The sequence below is a fragment of the Pseudomonas sp. N2-3-1-14 genome (assembly GCF_041228395.1).
Lineage (GTDB): Bacteria > Pseudomonadota > Gammaproteobacteria > Pseudomonadales > Pseudomonadaceae > Aquipseudomonas.
The window spans coordinates 3,290,153-3,305,682 of the sequence record NZ_CP166199.1 but is presented as its reverse complement, the minus strand read 5'-3'; the positions used below and the strand labels follow the sequence as shown (position 1 = coordinate 3,305,682).

Genomic DNA, 15,530 nt, shown 5'->3' with positions numbered 1-15,530 from the left:
GGCCTAGGCCTCTCTCTGACCGTCGAGCAAACGCCTTAACTGCAACGGGTTGCCCTGTTGCAGCGCGCAAGGCAACAAACCATCGGGGAAGTCCTGGTAGCACACCGGGCGCAAGAACCGCAGGATCGCCGCCGTGCCCACCGAGGTGCTGCGTGAGTCCGAGGTGGCAGGGAAGGGCCCGCCGTGGACCATGGCGTCACACACCTCCACACCCGTGGGCCAGCCGTTGACCAGCAGGCGCCCGGCCTTACGTTCAAGCACCGGCAGCAAGGCTTTGGCACGTGCCAAGTCCGTATCGTCCAAGTGGAGTGTGGCCGTCAGTTGGCCTTCCAAGTGTTCCGTGACCTGGCGGACTTCATCTTCGCTGGCGCACACCACCACCAGCGATGCGGCGCCGAAGACTTCTGCTTGAAGGTGCTGATTGCGCAAAAAGTCGTGGGCCGGGGCGACGAACAGGTGCGCCTGCCCCTGGTTGGGGCCGTCGGCGGCCTGACCTGTTGCTGCAATCCGGGCATGTTCGGCCAGCGTACTCACGCCGCTTTGGTAGGCGTGGAAAATGCCCGGCGTCAGCATGGTTTGGGCCGCGCAACCGCGCAGCAACTGCGTTGCGCTGGCGATGAAAGCATCCAGTGCGCTGCCTGCGACGGCAATCACCAACCCAGGGTTGGTACAAAATTGCCCGGCGCCCTGAGTCAACGACGCGACAAACCCCTGCGCCAGTGCTTCGCCACGTGCCTGCAACGCGGCAGGAAACAAATACACCGGGTTGATCGAGCTCATCTCGGCGTACACCGGGATCGGCTCCGGCCGCGCCTGCGCCGCCTGGGTCAATGCGATGCCAGCGGTGCGCGAACCGGTAAAGCCCACGGCCTTGATGCGCGGGTCGGTAACCAGCGCGATGCCGATGTCCGTGCCCGCGCCGTAAAGCAGTGAAAACACCCCGTCGGGCAAACCACAGGCCTTCACCGCCTGGGCCACCGCGCGTCCGACCAGTTCGCTGGTGCCGGGATGGGCACCGTGTGCCTTGACGACCACCGGGCAGCCGGCCGCCAGGGCCGAAGCGGTATCACCGCCCGCCACCGAGAACGCCAAGGGGAAATTGCTCGCGCCAAACACGGCCACCGGTCCCAGTGGCACCTGCCGTTGACGCAAGTCTGGGCGTGGCAACGGCTGGCGCTCGGGCTGCGCGGTGTCGACACGCACGCCCAGCCATTCACCGGCGCGCACGGAGCGCGCAAAGCTACGCAACTGCGCGCAGGTGCGGCCGCGTTCGCCCTGGATGCGCGGGCGCGGCAGGCCCGTTTCGGCCATGGCGCGTTCAATCAACTCATCGCCGAGGGCTTCGATAGTGTCGGCAATGACGTCCAGAAAGCCGGCGCGCTCGGCCAGCGAGGTTTCGCGATAGGTGTCGAACGCAGCCCACGCCAGGGCGCACGCCTGCTCGACATGCTCACGACTGCCGCCGGCGTAAGCCGGTTCCAGTGGCGCGTCGGTGGCGGGATTGATGGCCCGAATCGCTTCGCGATGGCCGGAAATTGCTTGCTGACCGATCAGCATCTTGCCCGTCAGAGTCATGGGGTCGTCCTGGAAAAATGAGGGTTGGCCGCTGTGAGAAGCACAGCGGCGCGCAAGGGCTCAGGCGAGGTTCTGTTCGGCCGACCAGTTGGCGTACCACTGGCGGAACAGCGCGTACTGGTGCTCGGCATAACGCCGCTGCGCATCACTGAGCACGTCGGTGTCGTTGAAGTGCAGGGCGTAACCCTGGTCACCGTTAAGCACCATCAAATGCTTGTAATACAGCACCAGGTCGCAGCCTTCGTCGAAGGAGGACAGCACGCCCAGCGCCGCTTCCAGTTCGCGGGCCAGGCGCCGCGCCTTGGCGTCACCTTTGGCGGCTTGCTTGCTCAGGGCCACCAGTTGCAGCACTTCGCGTGGCAGCGCATTGCCGATGCCGGTGATGGCGCCGGTGGCGTTGCAGTTGACGAAGCCATGCACCACCTGGGTGTCGACGCCGACCATCAGGGTCACGTTATCGTCCTGGGAGGTGATGTTTTCAGCCGCGTAACGCAGGTCGGCAGCGCCGCCGAATTCCTTGAAACCGATGAGGTTGGGGTGTTCGCGGCGCAGTTCGAAGAACAGGTCGGCGCGGGTGGCAAAACCGTAGTACGGGCTGTTGTAGATCACCGCCGGCAGGTTTGGCGCGGCATTGAGGATGGCCGAGAAGTGCGCCTTTTGCGCGGTGGCCGACGCACCGCGTGACAACACGCGCGGGATCACCATCAGGCCATGGGCACCGACGTTGGCCGCGTGCGCTGCGTGGGCCACGGCCTCACGGCTGTTCACCGCACCCGTGCCGACAATGGTCGGCACACCGGCAGCCACCAAGCGCGCCACACCTTCCTGGCGCTGGGCCTCGGTGAGCAACGGCCAGTCACCCATGGAGCCGCAGTACACCACGGCGCTCATGCCGATATCGATCAGCTCGCGCCCCTTGGCCACCAGGGCGTCGAAGTCCGGCGTGCGCTCACGCGTGCACGGGGTCATCAGCGCGGGGATGCAACCGGTGAAAATGTTGTCGCTCATTGTTTTAACTCCTTGCAGCGTTCAGTAAAAATCGGGGCTCAGATGCCCCAGGCGAAAGGGTCCTGCGTGTCGATCAGCAGGGTGCTGTCGGCGGTCATGTAGGCGCGGCCGGTGATAAACGGGCGTACGCGCTCGCCGTCCCATTCATAGCGGCCTTCGAATTGGCTGCCGGTGATGCTGGCTTGCACCCAGATTGCGCCGGGCGCGAGCTTGCCGTCGGCGGCCAGGCACGCGAGCTTGGCGCTGGTGCCGGTGCCGCACGGCGAGCGGTCGTAGGCTTTGCCGGGGCACATCACGAAATTGCGGCTGTCGGCGTTGGCGTCGTCTGCGAACAGTTCGACATGGTCGATCAGCGCGCCATCGGCGCCGTGGATGCCTTGGTTTTCCAAAGCCTTGAGCATCGTCCAGGTGTAGTCGGTGAGGGCGTCGACGTTACCCATCTCCAGCGTTTGCCCGTGCTGCGAGACCAGGAAAAACCAGTTGCCGCCCCAGGCAATGTCGCCGTGGACCACGCCATGGCCTGGCACGTCCACCGCCACGTGGTGACGATGGCGATAGGCGGGCACGTTGCGCAGGGTCACGGCGCCGTCTTCGTGCAGGGTGGCCGCTACAGGGCCGACCGGCGTGTCGATGCTGTGCACGCCGGGCTCGATGCGCCCCAAGTGGTGCAACGAGGCGACCAGCCCGATGGTGCCGTGGCCACACATGCCGAGGTAGCCGGTGTTGTTGAAGAAGATCACCCCGCACGTTGCACCCGGAGTGACCGGCTCGCAGTACAGCGCGCCGACCAGCACATCATTGCCGCGCGGTTCCAGCAGGCAGGCGCGGCGCCACAGGTCGTGCTCGGTGCGCAGGTTCTCCAGTTGCTCGGCGATGCTGCTGCCTGTCAGCGTGGGAAAGCCGTCCAGCACCAGGCGCGTGGGTTCGCCGCCGGTATGGGAGTCGATCACGTGCAACCGTTTCATAAAACGCTCCATTCAGTGGGTGGCCGGGGACAAAAGCGTGCTGTGCCGGGGCTCGTTGGCGACTTCGCTTTCGTCGTCTTCGTGTTCCAGGCGCACGAGGTGGGCAGGCACGCCGGTGGCCGCGCCCCAGTAATAAATGCCCAAGGCGCAGGCCGCGACGATCAGCGTGTCAAACGGGTGGCTGAGCACGCCGAGGCCACCAAAACTGCCAAGTTTGGAGAGCAGGAGGGTCACCGCGTAGAAGCCGATCAGCCACGCCGATGAGCGCACTTGCTGCTTGATGTTCAGGTGCGCAGTCGGCACCCAGCGTGCGCACAGCAGGTACACCCCAAACATCAGGATTTGCAGGCCGAGCAGCCACGACACGGTGCTCCAGCCAGACCAGTACACAATCAGCGCGGCGATAATGAACGACAGCGGGCCGAGTACCGCCATGCCCTTAACCCGGAACGGCCGTGGCATGCCCGGTGCATTGCGGCGCAGCGCGGCGACGGTCACCGGGGCGACGGCGTAGCTTAGGATCAGCGCGGCCGACACTACATTGATCAGCGCTTCCCAGGAGGGGAACGGCAGGGTCCAGAACACCGACAGGCCAAAGGTCAGCCACAGCGCCGGGCGCGGGATGCCGGATTTCTCGTCGATACGCGTGAAGATCTTGAAGAACGTGCCGGTCTGCGCCCAGCCATACACCACGCGCGGCGTGGCATTCATGTAGATATTGCCGCAGCCGCTGGGCGAGATCACCGCATCCGCCACCACCAGGTACGCCAGCCAGCCCACACCCAGCGCCAGGGCGATATCGCGATAAGGCAGTGCGAGTTCCTTGCTGATCCCCGCCCAACCATTGGCGAGCATCTCGGTCGGCACGCCGCCGAGGAACGCGGTTTGCAGCAGCACATAGATGGCCGTCGAGAGCAGCACGGAGAGGATCAACGCGATGGGAATGGTGCGTTGCGGGTTCTTCACTTCACTGGCCACCGAGATGATCGGCGTCAGGCCCAGATAGGCAAAAATCACGCCGCCGGCCGACACCGCCATCTCGATGCCCGACAGGCCGAACGGGGCAAAACCCTGGGCCTGGAAGTTCGCTGGTTTGAAGAAGGTGAACAGCACGCCAATCACCAGCAGCGGCACGATGAACTTGAACACGCTCACCAGGTTATTGGCGATGGCGAAGGTCTTCACACTGCGGTAGTTAAGGACAAAGAACAGGCACAACAGCGCCAATTGCATCAGCCAGCCCAGGGTGGTGGGGTCGCTGGAGCCGGCCTTGGTCAGTTCGGGAAACCAGGCCGCGGCGTATTGGCGCGAAGCGACCACTTCAATCGCCACCAGGCTTGAAAACGCAATCAGCGTGATAAAGCCCATCAGGTAGCCCAACAGCGGGCCGTGGGAATACACCGGGTAACGCACCACGCCACCGGCACGGGGCAGGGCGGCGCCGAGTTCGCAATAGACGATGCCCAGCAGCAGCACGGCGAAACCACCGATCAGCCAGGAAAAAATCCCCGCCGGCCCGGCGATGGCCGAGACGTGACTGGCCGCAAACAGCCAGCCCGAACCGAAGATGGCGCCCAGCCCGATAAAGGTCAGGTCCATCAGTGAAAGTTGTTTCTTGAACTTGCCTTGAGCAGACATGGCGGCGCCTTCTTGTGAGTTATTGGATAGGCAGGTAGTAGCGTTATCCTGAACGCATCAAGGGCGTGGCGATTGATGTTTTGCGCCTGTGTGGATGACGAATTCGGCACAGTTTGCCGCGCTCGACAGTCACTTCGGCATGGGGCAATCTGCTCGAAAACAGGGGAGTCCAGTTCATGCTGCCGAGCGCATTTGCGAGCCTTTTTCAGGCCAATCGTCCCCACGACATGCAGCAGCTATTGGCCGGGGTGGCGCAGCTGTTGCCGATGCTCGACGTGATCCCCAATGCCGCAATCTTCATCAAGGACATCGAGGCGCGCTACGTGCTCGCCAACCACACGCTGGTGCAGCGCTGCGGGCTCAAGCAGCTGCAACCGCTGCTGGGCAAGACCAGTGCGCAAGTGTTCCCCGCGCAACTGGGGCCGGGCTATACCGAACAGGATCGGCGCGTGCTCGAACAGGGGTTTGTGCTTGAAGACCAGCTGGAACTGCACCTCTATGGCACGCGCGAACCCGGCTGGTGCCTGACGCACAAATGGCCGCTGTACAGCGATGAAAACCAGATCATCGGCCTGGCAGGCATCTCCGTCGACCTGCAGTCAGCCAGCGAAACGCACCCGGCGTACCAGCGCCTGGCCGCTGTCGACGCGTACATCCGCACGCATTTCAACCGACGCGTCAGCCTCGGTGAATTGACGCGCATCGCCGGCATTTCCGTGGCGCAGCTGGAGCGCTACTGCAAACGCGTTTTCCACCTGACGCCACGGCAGATGATCCAGAAAGTGCGCCTGGAGCACGCGCACCGGCTGCTGCATAGCGAACTGCCGATCACCGAGGTCGCGCTGCAATGCGGCTACACCGACCACAGCGCGTTCACCCGCCAGTTCAGGGCGTTGACCGGGTTTACACCGAGGCAGTATCGGCAGGCGACGCAAGGCCGTGCGTGAGACCTGAGCCATTGAGCTTCGCCGCGAGCAGCGCCCGCGCTGTTGCCAGCGCGCACGCGGCGAGCGACTAGATGGCGGTTCCCGGTGGCCACAATGACGCCGCGTGATTTGCTCATGCGCCCGGCGAGTCGAGTGCGCGATTCAACGCCTAGGAACTGCGCTGCACGGACAGTGCAAATTGCAATGCAACGAATCGCACCCGTGGCGGCTCCTATGCTTACAGATAACTTTTTCACGCACACAGGTAACGGGCTTATGACGGCGGCGGACAACGATCATGTGAACTGGCTGGTTGAGCAATCGATGCTGCACGCGGCGCGCCAGCGCGCCAAGCTCTATTCGGGGCAAGGGCGATTGTGGCAGCAGCCGTATGCGCATACCCGGCCGCGTGATGCTTCAGCCTTGTCGTCGGTGTGGTTTACCGCGTACCCAGCCTCGATCGTGACCCGTGAAAACGGCACGGTGCTGGAGGCGCTGGGGGATGAAAGCCTGTGGCACGCGTTGTCGAAGATCGGCATCCAGGGCATTCACAACGGCCCACTGAAAAAATCCGGCGGGCTCTCTGGCACGCGGCATACGCCGACCATCGACGGCAACTTTGACCGCATCAGTTTTGAAATCGACCCGCAGCTGGGCACCGAGGCGCAGCTGCAGGCGCTGACGCGCATGGCCGCTGCGCACAATGCGGTGATCATCGACGACGTGATCCCATCCCACACCGGCAAGGGCGCGGATTTTCGTCTGGCCGAGATGGCGTACGAGGACTATCCCGGGCTCTACCACATGGTGGAAATCCGCGAAGAAGACTGGCCGATGTTGCCCGATGTCGCCGAAGGCCGGGACGCGCAGAACCTCAGCCCGGTGCAGGTGGATGCGCTGCGCGACAAGCATTACATCGTCGGCCAGTTGCAGCGGGTGATTTTCTTTGAGCCCGGCGTGAAGGAAACCGACTGGAGCGCTACCCCGGTGGTGGTCGGCGTGGATGGCAAGCCGCGCCGTTGGGTCTACCTGCATTACTTCAAGGAAGGCCAGCCATCGCTGAACTGGCTGGACCCTTCGTTCGCCGCGCAGCAAATGATCATCGGCGACGCCCTGCATGCGATTGACGTGATGGGCGCCAAGATCCTGCGCCTGGATGCCAACGGCTTTCTGGGGGTGGAGCGCAAGCTCGAGGGCGGTGCCTGGTCGGAGAGCCATCCGCTGTCGATTACCGGCAACCAGTTGCTCGGCGGCGCGATTCGCAAGGCCGGTGGGTTCAGCTTTCAGGAGCTTAACCTGACGGTGGATGACATCGCCTCGATGTCACACGGCGGCGCGGACCTGTCCTATGACTTCATCACGCGCCCTGCGTATCAGCATGCGTTGCTGATGGGCGACACCGAGTTTCTGCGCCTGATGCTGCGCGAGATGCACAGCCAGGGCATCGACCCAGGCTCCCTGATTCATGCATTGCAAAACCACGATGAACTGACCCTGGAGCTGGTTCATTTCTGGACCTTGCACGCCCACGACAATTACCTCTACCAGGGCCAGACTTTCCCCGGCAACATTTTGCGTGAGCATATCCGCGAACAGATGTACGAACGCCTGACCGGCGAACATGCGCCGTACAACCTCAAATTCGTCACCAATGGCGTGTCCTGCACCACCGCCAGCATCATCACTGCAGCGCTGGGTATTCGTGACCTGGAGGCGATTACGCCGGCCGATATCGAGCAGATCCGGCAGATCCATTTGTTGTTGGTGATGTACAACGCCATGCAGCCTGGGGTGTTTGCCTTGTCGGGTTGGGACCTGGTTGGCGCGCTGCCGTTGGCGGCCGATGAAGTCGCGCATTTGATGGCCGACGGCGATACCCGTTGGGTGCATCGCGGCGCTTACGACCTGGTGGACCTGAACCCCGACGCCGAGCTGTCGGCGGGGCAAATGCCGCGCTCCAAAGCCTTGTATGGCAGCCTTAACCAGCAGTTGCAGGACCCGCAGTCGTTTGCCTCGCAGCTGCAAAAAATCCTCGCGGTGCGCAGTGCCTATGGCATCGCCGCCAGCCGGCAGATTCTGGTGCCGGACGTCGAGCATCCCGGCTTGCTGATCATGGTCCACGAGTTGCCGGCCGGGAAGGGTACGCAGATTACCGCGCTCAACTTTAGCAACAGCGCGATCACCGAAACCCTGCACCTGCCCAATATCGCGCCGGGGCCGGTGGTGGACATCATCAATGAACGGGTTGAGGGCGACCTCACTGCCGAGGGTGAATTTACGATCACGCTGGATGCCTACGAGGGCCTGGCGCTGCGCGTCGTCAGTCATTCGCCGATGGTTTGAGTGCGGCCTGAACGCGGCGTTCGAGCGTGAGCCTTGCGCAGCGCCGCATCCTCTGCGTCTCGCTGGCGCAAACCGTCGGCAATGCCTTGGGCCAGCAGTGGTGTGCGCTTGCTCTGTACCACCTGAATGTCGAGTGTGGCAATCCGTTGCGCTTGCAGCGAGGCAGGCGGGCTATTGGCGGCGGACAGCATCAGCGTGGCCGCATCCAGTTCGCCGAGGAGCAGGCGTTGTTCGAGCTTGGAACTCCAGTGCGTGACAATGCTTCGCCCAAGGTTTCTTCCAAGTGCTGAATGCGACGAGAAACCGCGGACTGCGTCAGGCAAAGGGTTTGCGCTGCCTTGGTCAGTGACGCGCTATCGACCACGGTGACGAAGGCCTTCAAGTCTTGAAGCAGCATGCGAAATACTCATCATCTTTTGGAAAATTATGCGCTTGATGAATCTTGTGGTGGCGACTAGCTTTGTATCACTGGCCGCCGGTGTGGATGGCCGCTCACCCTGTTAAGGATATGTTCATGCCTTTAGTCCGAATTGACCTTGCCGCCGACACCTCTACTGACACCGCGACGGCCATCAGCGAGGTGGTGTACGCGGCGATGACCAGCGTTGCCAACGTGCCTGAGCACGATAAATTCCAGATCATCAACCGTCATGCCAAGGATGAACTGGTGTACCCGGCGGCCGGTTATCTGGGGATCAGCTACACGCCCAGGATTGTGTTTATCCAGGTGACCTGGAACGCCGGGCGCAGCATTGACGTGAAAAAGGCCTTTTATGCATTCATCGCCGAAGGCATTCACGCCAGGACCGGGTTGCGCAAGGAAGACGTGTGGATCAGTCTGGTGGACGTGAAGCGCGAAGACTGGTCGTTTGGTAATGGTGAAATGCAGTACGCGCCGACCGAGTGACCGGGGCACTAAAAAGGGGCGACTCAGTCTGAGTCGCCCCTTTTTTCATTCGGCGTTCAGCGCCTGCAGAAACGCTGTGTGTTGCAGCGTTTGCGAAAACATCGGCAAGGTAAACTGCTCGGCTGCGTGCTGTTGTTCTTCACTGAACGTCGCGGTGCAATCGGTCAAGGTCACCACGTCATAGCCTTTTTCGTACCCTGATCGAACCGTGCCTTCGACGCAGCAGTTGGTCAGGAAGCCTGCGACGACCAGGTTCTGGATGCCATTGTTGCGCAGGACCAAATCCAGGCCGGTGGTGGCGAACCCGTCCAGCCCGCGTTTGCCTTCGATCACGATGTCAGCGGCTTCGTGCGTCAGCGCGTCGCTGATCTCGGCGCCCCAGGTGCCGGCGCGAAAGGCGTTGCCGTCGGCGACGCCCTTGAGAATGCCGTAGGAGCGTGTGGTCAGCTCAGGGTAGCCGTCGGCAAATTGGATCGGTAAGTGGATGATCTTCACGCCCAGCTTGCGTGCCTGCTCAATCGTGGTGGCGGTGTTTGCCAGCATGTTGGTGGTGTGCATGACGCCTTTCACGGCGTCATGGAACACTCCGCCGGGGGTGGTGAAGTCGTTCTGGTATTCAATCAACACAATTGCGGTTTTATGCGGGTGCATGGTCGCTCTCCGATCAATAGGGTTTATTCGTTACTGCCTTCAACCAGGGCGACGCTGTAGGTCGTACCCTTCAAACGGTGTGCGGCAACCGCCGGATACGCGGGGCTGTTTGCCCAGGTGAGTCTCGGACAAGCCGGCGCCATACAGCGGCGCTGTGTCAAAGAAACGGATGCCTTGAGCCCAGGCGGCGGCGACGGCAGCGGCCGCCTCGTCTTCGTCAATGGCGCGGAACATGTTGCCCAGCGGCGCCGTGCCGAAGCCCAGTTGCCCGATAATGTTGTCTTTCAAACTCATCGCATCACCTCGGCCTCATCAGGCCTTTAATCGTAGGTCAAGCACGACGCTTGGGTCGTGTTCGTTGAGGAATTTCTCAAGCGAGAATGAAGAGGCATGACTGCAAATATCTATTAAATAGATTCTACATAAAATCTATTGCGGGTTTTTGGGTGTTCAAGCCTGAGTGATGTTTGCGTGGCTGCTCATCGGCCTGGCGCAAATAGGCTGATTATCGCGATGCTAACGGCCTACGCGTCACGACCCGCCCACGTCGAATTTATGGAGAAAATCGATGCAATCGCTGCCCATTCCGCCGTCCATCGTCGGGCACACGCTTGAGTTGCGCCCGTTGGACAGCGCAGATTTCGACGCCCTGTACCGCGTCGCCGCCGATCCTTTGCTCTGGGCTCAGCACCCGAGTCCAACCCGCTATCAGGCGCCGGTATTTCGTGAGTGGTTCGACGAGGCATTAACGTCGCAGAGCGTTGTGGTGGTGATCGACCGTGCCAGTCATGCGGTGATAGGCAGTTCTCGGTACTACGACTTCAGTGAAGAAAAACGTGAGGTTGCGATTGGGTACACCTTTTTAGCCCGCGAAAAATGGGGCGGCGCGGCGAATGGGGAACTCAAGCGCCTGATGCTCGACCACGCATTTCGCTGGGTCGACACCGTATGGTTCCATATCGGCGCTCAGAACATTCGCTCACAACGGGCCCTGCAGAAAATCGGCGGGAGGTTGTCGCATTCCGCGACGAAGGATGTCGCCGGGCGCACCCAAGAGACCGTTTTTTATAAAGTTGAGCGTGATGCGTTGGTGGGTAACGAGTTGTAGCGGATCAGGATGCGAGTGTGATCGTCGGTCGGCGGGACGCGGGGGATATGCGCAGGGCAAAAAGAAAAGGGTCTGTCCGACGGACTTTGCTGGAACGCTCCAGCGCTTTCTCGCATCGGAGCTTAACAGCCGTCAATGCCCAGCCCGCGCTGGGCTTTTTGCATCTGGCGAAAGTGTTTTTTAACAGGGGTCACAGGCTTACTTTAACGGAAAAGTAGCCTTGAATTCTGTCCCACTTTCAATGGTTGAGCTAACCGAAACCGTGCCGCCGTGTGCCTTCACGATTTCGCGGACAATGAAAAGCCCCAATCCAACGCTGCGACTATCTTGCGCAAGATTGACACCACGAGTCATTGGACTGAAGACCGTGGCGAGGAAGTCTGGAGGAATCGGTGTACCCCAGTTGTGCACTACCAGCTCGAAACCTTGCTCCGTAATGGAGGAGGTTACTGTCACCGGGCGATCCACCGCTCCATATGTAACAGCATTGGAAATAAGGTTACCTGCAAGCTGCGTAAGCCTATCGCTGTCAGCCATGCATAGACCCTGCCCATTGGTTGAATGCAGAAGCTCTCGTTTGGGATAAACGATTCGAAGCTGCTCGACAGCCGCAGCGATCAGCAGGTGTAGGTCGATAGTCGTTTTTGTTACCCCAATACCGCGTCCTATTCTGGCCTGCGTGAAATCCAACAAATCGTTGATAAGCCTGCGTGCCCTTTGCGCCGCTTCCTGAGTGTGCCGAACCAATTTCTGCTGCCTGGGGGACAGATCATTCCGCTCCAGCACCTCGGTGGCCATTGAGATCACCGATAGGGGATTACGCAGATCGTGACTCACTATCCCAATCATTTGCTCAGAGAATAGAGCACGGTCTTCTGCTGCTGCCTGCTCCCGTTTTACGTCTGTGATGTCATGAAGGATACCGACAAACTGAACGAGCTTGTTATTTGGGTCGAATGCCGCACGCCCAGTGGAGAGTACCGTGCGCTGAACGCCGTCAACGCCGTTCAACCTATAAATGCAGCGATACTCCTGAGCTACCGATCCGAGAGCCGCCGAAAATAACTCGGCCTCTCTTGGAAGGTCATTAGGGTCTATCAGGTCTGAGTAAACTGACGCTGAAACATCTTGGTTTGACGGGTAACCGAGCAATTGCGCGACGCTGTTATCGTAACGACGCTCAAGTGTCACCGGGTCGACGTCCCAAACGTGCATCTTGGCCGACTCTAGAGCAACTCGCAGCCTTGCATCGGCAACCGACAAATCCCGCTGAAGAGCTAGGTGAGCTTCGAGCGATTCCTCAGCTTGCCGTTTGGAAATCAGCACTTCCTGCTCGAATCGATGCCTCTCGATCACTACAAACGCGCAAACCTCATCGAAAATGCCGCCAAGGTGTTCCCGCCTTGTTGCATTGAGAATCATCGGTAATTTTTTACCCTCAGACGTCGCAAACTCAAGCTTTACCTCGGAGATGGAACGCTGCATCTCAAGCAAAGGCATCCAGTGAGTTTGATGGAAAATTCGTCCTCCGACGGTCAGCAACTCTTGTAGTTTACGTCGGCCAACCAACTGATCTTTGGAGTATCCCAACCATTCGCAGAAGGTGGCATTTGCGCGAAGGATTAAACCGGCCTTGCTGGTGATAATGAGGGCGCAGGGAGCGTGCTCGTAAAGCAAGTCGGCATCAGGGACTGGGTCGTCATTAGCCGCCATGAGCAATTCGACCCTGAACGCTTGCAATGAAGCTTTGGATCGAATTGATGCATAGATCAGGAGCACTCAGGTGCGGGCAATGCCCGACGTTTTCTATCACCTCAAGACGATTATCCGGGATCACCTTGTTGAGGTAACGACCTACTTCGACAGGTGCAATGATGTCGTCGGATGACTGAATAATCAGCGCCGGCGCCAGTAGCTTGGCCACGTCAGTGCGGTTATCAGATAGGAACGTGACCCTGGCGAACCGCTTCGCAATATCAGGGTCTGTCTGGCAGAAGCTATTGGTTAATTCGACACCAAGATGGGGCTGTCCAGGCGCGCCCATGATGGCGGGGGCCATGGAGCTCGACCAGCCAAGGTAGTTGCTTTCCAACGTCTCCAGAAGAGAGTCGATGTCCTCCCTGCTGAAACCACCAAAATATTCACCATCGTTGATATACGACGGTGAAGGCCCAACCATGACATGCGCCCCGAATAGATCAGGCCGCTTATTCGCGGCGATTACGCCCGCCATAGCGCTGACAGAATGCCCAACAAATATGACCGGGCAGTCCGCAAACTCCTCAATAATCTCCACGATGTCCTGCGCGTACCCTTTCAATGATGAGTACCTCACAACCTCATAGGCTGAGAGGTCTGACTTCCCACAGCCTACAACGTCGAAAAGAATCGTCCGAAAGTTCTCGCGGAATGCCGGCTCGACGAGTCTCCACATGTTCTGATCACACCCAAAACCATGCGCAAAAACTAGAGTGACAGGGCCTGAACCATGGACGCGTACATTGTTGCGGGTTAGGACAGACATTTAAGCCTCCTGCGCTGATCACACATGGAATTCGAAAGGGCGAGTTTAACAGTCTACGTCATTAACTGCCGTTGTCCGTCCTGCTTGGCAGCAAAAACCTGGACGATAGCAAGTTTCAACGGGCATGACGCAGCAGGCAAAATGAGAACGCATGTATGGCAGCCGGTTTAAAAACTTGGGACGTGATGCTTAAGCGTATGCCTGGAGGTGGCTTTTCGGATGGTTAGCCTGGCGCCGTGAAAATCTCTTGTTTTTGTGAGGCCCGATGTTGGCGGAATGCTCGGTGCAGACGAGCCTTGGCTGCACGCTACATCGCTGACCAACGGCCGGCTGGACAGGCGTTTGGTGGGGCTGCAAGGCAGGCTTGCAGCGCTGCCCATCTCGCTCCCTAGATCTGGGCGGTGTCCAGTATGTTGGTACGCTGCGTAGGGGCTGCCATTCGGGCCTGCCAGGCATACGTTCGCGCTATTGCACGCTGACGATTAAATCAATTAGTTCTACGAAGCCTGACAAGGACTTGCTGGCTTTTGTTCAGCAGCAAGGTTGGTGAAAAAAATGCAGCCTATTAACTTGGCGAATAAAACCAAAGTCTCCTCAAGATCCGGATCTTCAAACAATATTGAGCGTGAGTCCAGCGCGCATAAAGCACCAAAGAGTCGCCCATCAGGAAGGAAGATAGGAGCGCCTGCATAACTTTCCAGTCCGTATCGCTTGACGACATGGCGATCTGAATATCTGCGATCGCCACTGATTTTTGGAATGAAGAGGGCTTTGGGGTTTCTTCTCAGCTCGCTGCAGAGGGTGATTTCCAACTCCAGGATATTTCCAGCCTCTATCCCTAGATGGGTTGGGTCGAAAACTGAGCAAACTATCCAGTCCTTTTCCGTGAATTTGGCAATCCCGGCAAATCGCATTCCTGTAAGGCGCGTAACAAGCTGCAAAATAGCGCATGTGGCCTCCAGTTCAGCTATTTCAGAGCGTTCATCTGCGCTCAGCACAGAGTGCAAGGCAATCTCATGAGAAGCCATTTTTATCCCCTGCTGTCTGTAGCTGAGCGTGTCACTGTTGATTGGTAACTCTGTGCCATGAACGCACTGTGCTTGATCCAGCTTTTAGGTCCGGAATCGGAGAACCAAGTCATTCAAGTTGACTGCTAGACGTGATAATTCATTGCTTGCAGTCAACGTCTGGCGGGTACCCTCAGTGCTTTGAATTGCCAGGTCACGAATGCTGATGAGACTGCGATCCACGTCACGTGCAACGTGAGCTTGCTCCTCGGAAGCGGTTGCAATCTGAATATTGCGGTCGTTGATTTCCAGTACGGAATCAATAATTTGGCGTAGCGATTGGCCTGCTTGCTCTGCCGTATCTCGCGTGGTGTAGACCTCAGAGGTGCTCTTGTGCATCAACTCGACTGCGGCCGAAGAACCGGCCTGGATGGTGGATATCATCTGTTCAATTTCTTGGGTCGACGTTTGGGTGCGGTGCGCCAAAGCCCGAACCTCATCGGCCACCACTGCAAAACCACGGCCCTGTTCACCCGCCCGTGCCGCTTCAATTGCTGCATTCAACGCCAGGAGATTCGTTTGCTCGGCAATCGCCCTGATTACACTCAGAACTTTGGTGATGTCTTGAGCCTGGCCTGCGAGTTCTTTCACCTGGGTTGAGGAGACTTCGACCAGTTCCGTCAGTCCGCGCATGGCCGTTAACGTTTCAGTCACTTTTTGATTGCCCAGATCAGCCGCCAAGCTGGACTGCGTGGCCGCTTCAGATGTGGAGTTGGCATTGCGGGCGACCTCTTCGACGGCGGCGCTCATTTCGGTCACTGCCGTGGCTGCTTGCTCTATTTCGCTGTTTTGCTGCTGAAGGGTGCGATCGGCACTTT

13 protein-coding genes and 3 pseudogenes are annotated in these 15,530 nt (G+C 59.5%); 4 read left to right on the top strand and 12 right to left on the bottom strand.

The features are described 5' to 3' along the window. Positions 1–3 precede the first annotated feature (3 nt). The 4 genes from AB5I78_RS15190 to AB5I78_RS15175 are packed head-to-tail and all read right to left on the bottom strand — an operon-like array spanning position 4 to position 5,186. Positions 4–1,575 (bottom strand): aldehyde dehydrogenase (NADP(+)), encoded by a 1,572-nt coding sequence (locus tag AB5I78_RS15190; protein WP_369302941.1) that lies wholly within the window; start codon positions 1,573–1,575, stop codon positions 4–6. 60 nt (positions 1,576–1,635) lie between these two features. Then, positions 1,636–2,583, bottom strand: coding sequence for a dihydrodipicolinate synthase family protein (locus AB5I78_RS15185; protein WP_145160971.1), 948 nt, complete (start codon positions 2,581–2,583; stop codon positions 1,636–1,638). 38 nt (positions 2,584–2,621) lie between these two features. Beyond that, a complete protein-coding gene (locus tag AB5I78_RS15180) occupies positions 2,622–3,548 on the bottom strand; it encodes a 4-hydroxyproline epimerase (RefSeq protein ID WP_369302940.1) in 927 nt (308 codons plus the stop codon). A gap of 12 nt (positions 3,549–3,560) precedes the next feature. After that, positions 3,561–5,186, bottom strand: coding sequence for an APC family permease (locus AB5I78_RS15175; RefSeq protein WP_145160967.1), 1,626 nt, complete (start codon positions 5,184–5,186; stop codon positions 3,561–3,563). 176 nt (positions 5,187–5,362) lie between these two features. Between AB5I78_RS15175 and AB5I78_RS15170 the strand changes: the two genes are divergently transcribed. Together AB5I78_RS15170 and treS are read left to right on the top strand one after the other, a co-directional pair. Beyond that, the gene (locus tag AB5I78_RS15170; protein ID WP_369302939.1) at positions 5,363–6,133 is read left to right on the top strand and encodes a helix-turn-helix domain-containing protein; all 771 of its coding nucleotides are present in this window, start codon (positions 5,363–5,365) and stop codon (positions 6,131–6,133) included. 255 nt (positions 6,134–6,388) lie between these two features. Continuing rightward, positions 6,389–8,455 (top strand): maltose alpha-D-glucosyltransferase, encoded by a 2,067-nt coding sequence (treS, locus tag AB5I78_RS15165; RefSeq protein ID WP_369302938.1) that lies wholly within the window; start codon positions 6,389–6,391, stop codon positions 8,453–8,455. On the opposite strand, the gene AB5I78_RS15160 is transcribed toward treS, so the two are convergent. Both AB5I78_RS15160 and AB5I78_RS15155 read right to left on the bottom strand, forming a co-directional pair. Beyond that, positions 8,437–8,778, bottom strand: coding sequence for a hypothetical protein (locus tag AB5I78_RS15160; protein ID WP_370004827.1), 342 nt, complete (start codon positions 8,776–8,778; stop codon positions 8,437–8,439). The genes treS and AB5I78_RS15160 overlap by 19 nt on opposite strands. Then, positions 8,712–8,852: pseudogene (locus AB5I78_RS15155) on the bottom strand (LysR family transcriptional regulator); the annotation flags it as partial. The gene AB5I78_RS15160 and the pseudogene AB5I78_RS15155, both read right to left, overlap by 67 nt. 117 nt (positions 8,853–8,969) lie before the next feature. Between AB5I78_RS15155 and AB5I78_RS15150 the strand changes: the two are divergent. Further along, positions 8,970–9,362: a tautomerase family protein gene (locus tag AB5I78_RS15150; protein WP_369302935.1), complete on the top strand. Its 393-nt coding sequence runs from the start codon at positions 8,970–8,972 to the stop codon at positions 9,360–9,362. 45 nt (positions 9,363–9,407) lie between these two features. Here AB5I78_RS15150 and AB5I78_RS15145 read toward each other — a convergent pair whose 3' ends face one another. Further along, positions 9,408–10,013 (bottom strand): cysteine hydrolase family protein, encoded by a 606-nt coding sequence (locus AB5I78_RS15145; RefSeq protein WP_369302934.1) that lies wholly within the window; start codon positions 10,011–10,013, stop codon positions 9,408–9,410. 108 nt (positions 10,014–10,121) lie between these two features. Continuing rightward, positions 10,122–10,307: pseudogene (locus tag AB5I78_RS15140) on the bottom strand (aldo/keto reductase); the annotation flags it as partial. A gap of 274 nt (positions 10,308–10,581) precedes the next feature. Between AB5I78_RS15140 and AB5I78_RS15135 the strand changes: the two are divergent. Further along, positions 10,582–11,121: a GNAT family N-acetyltransferase gene (locus AB5I78_RS15135; protein ID WP_369302933.1), complete on the top strand. Its 540-nt coding sequence runs from the start codon at positions 10,582–10,584 to the stop codon at positions 11,119–11,121. Between the two features lie 198 nt (positions 11,122–11,319). Here the strand turns inward: AB5I78_RS15135 and AB5I78_RS15130 are convergent, their stop codons facing one another. From AB5I78_RS15130 to AB5I78_RS15115, 4 genes and pseudogenes are all read right to left on the bottom strand, one after another. Beyond that, positions 11,320–12,834, bottom strand: coding sequence for an ATP-binding protein (locus AB5I78_RS15130; protein ID WP_369302932.1), 1,515 nt, complete (start codon positions 12,832–12,834; stop codon positions 11,320–11,322). Continuing rightward, a complete protein-coding gene (locus tag AB5I78_RS15125; protein WP_369302931.1) occupies positions 12,824–13,645 on the bottom strand; it encodes an alpha/beta fold hydrolase in 822 nt (273 codons plus the stop codon). The genes AB5I78_RS15130 and AB5I78_RS15125 overlap by 11 nt, the downstream gene beginning before the upstream one ends. A gap of 497 nt (positions 13,646–14,142) precedes the next feature. After that, entirely contained in the window at positions 14,143–14,673 is a 531-nt protein-coding gene (locus AB5I78_RS15120; protein ID WP_369302930.1) for a GAF domain-containing protein, read from the bottom strand. 84 nt (positions 14,674–14,757) lie between these two features. After that, a pseudogene (locus AB5I78_RS15115) lies at positions 14,758–15,357 on the bottom strand (methyl-accepting chemotaxis protein); the annotation flags it as partial. Positions 15,358–15,530: the final 173 nt, after the last annotated feature.

Bases quoted from the DNA above. Each gene is read 5' to 3' on its own strand.
- AB5I78_RS15125 (WP_369302931.1), bottom strand. From the start codon at position 13,645: ATGTCTGTCCTAACCCGCAACAATGTACGCGTCCATGGTTCAGGCCCT.
- AB5I78_RS15180 (WP_369302940.1), bottom strand. From the start codon at position 3,548: ATGAAACGGTTGCACGTGATCGACTCCCATACCGGCGGCGAACCCACG.
- AB5I78_RS15170 (WP_369302939.1), top strand. From the start codon at position 5,363: ATGCTGCCGAGCGCATTTGCGAGCCTTTTTCAGGCCAATCGTCCCCAC.
- AB5I78_RS15135 (WP_369302933.1), top strand. From the start codon at position 10,582: ATGCAATCGCTGCCCATTCCGCCGTCCATCGTCGGGCACACGCTTGAG.
- treS (WP_369302938.1), top strand. From the start codon at position 6,389: ATGACGGCGGCGGACAACGATCATGTGAACTGGCTGGTTGAGCAATCG.
- AB5I78_RS15150 (WP_369302935.1), top strand. From the start codon at position 8,970: ATGCCTTTAGTCCGAATTGACCTTGCCGCCGACACCTCTACTGACACC.
- AB5I78_RS15185 (WP_145160971.1), bottom strand. From the start codon at position 2,583: ATGAGCGACAACATTTTCACCGGTTGCATCCCCGCGCTGATGACCCCG.
- AB5I78_RS15190 (WP_369302941.1), bottom strand. From the start codon at position 1,575: ATGACTCTGACGGGCAAGATGCTGATCGGTCAGCAAGCAATTTCCGGC.
- AB5I78_RS15175 (WP_145160967.1), bottom strand. From the start codon at position 5,186: ATGTCTGCTCAAGGCAAGTTCAAGAAACAACTTTCACTGATGGACCTG.
- AB5I78_RS15130 (WP_369302932.1), bottom strand. From the start codon at position 12,834: ATGGCGGCTAATGACGACCCAGTCCCTGATGCCGACTTGCTTTACGAG.
- AB5I78_RS15120 (WP_369302930.1), bottom strand. From the start codon at position 14,673: ATGGCTTCTCATGAGATTGCCTTGCACTCTGTGCTGAGCGCAGATGAA.
- AB5I78_RS15145 (WP_369302934.1), bottom strand. From the start codon at position 10,013: ATGCACCCGCATAAAACCGCAATTGTGTTGATTGAATACCAGAACGAC.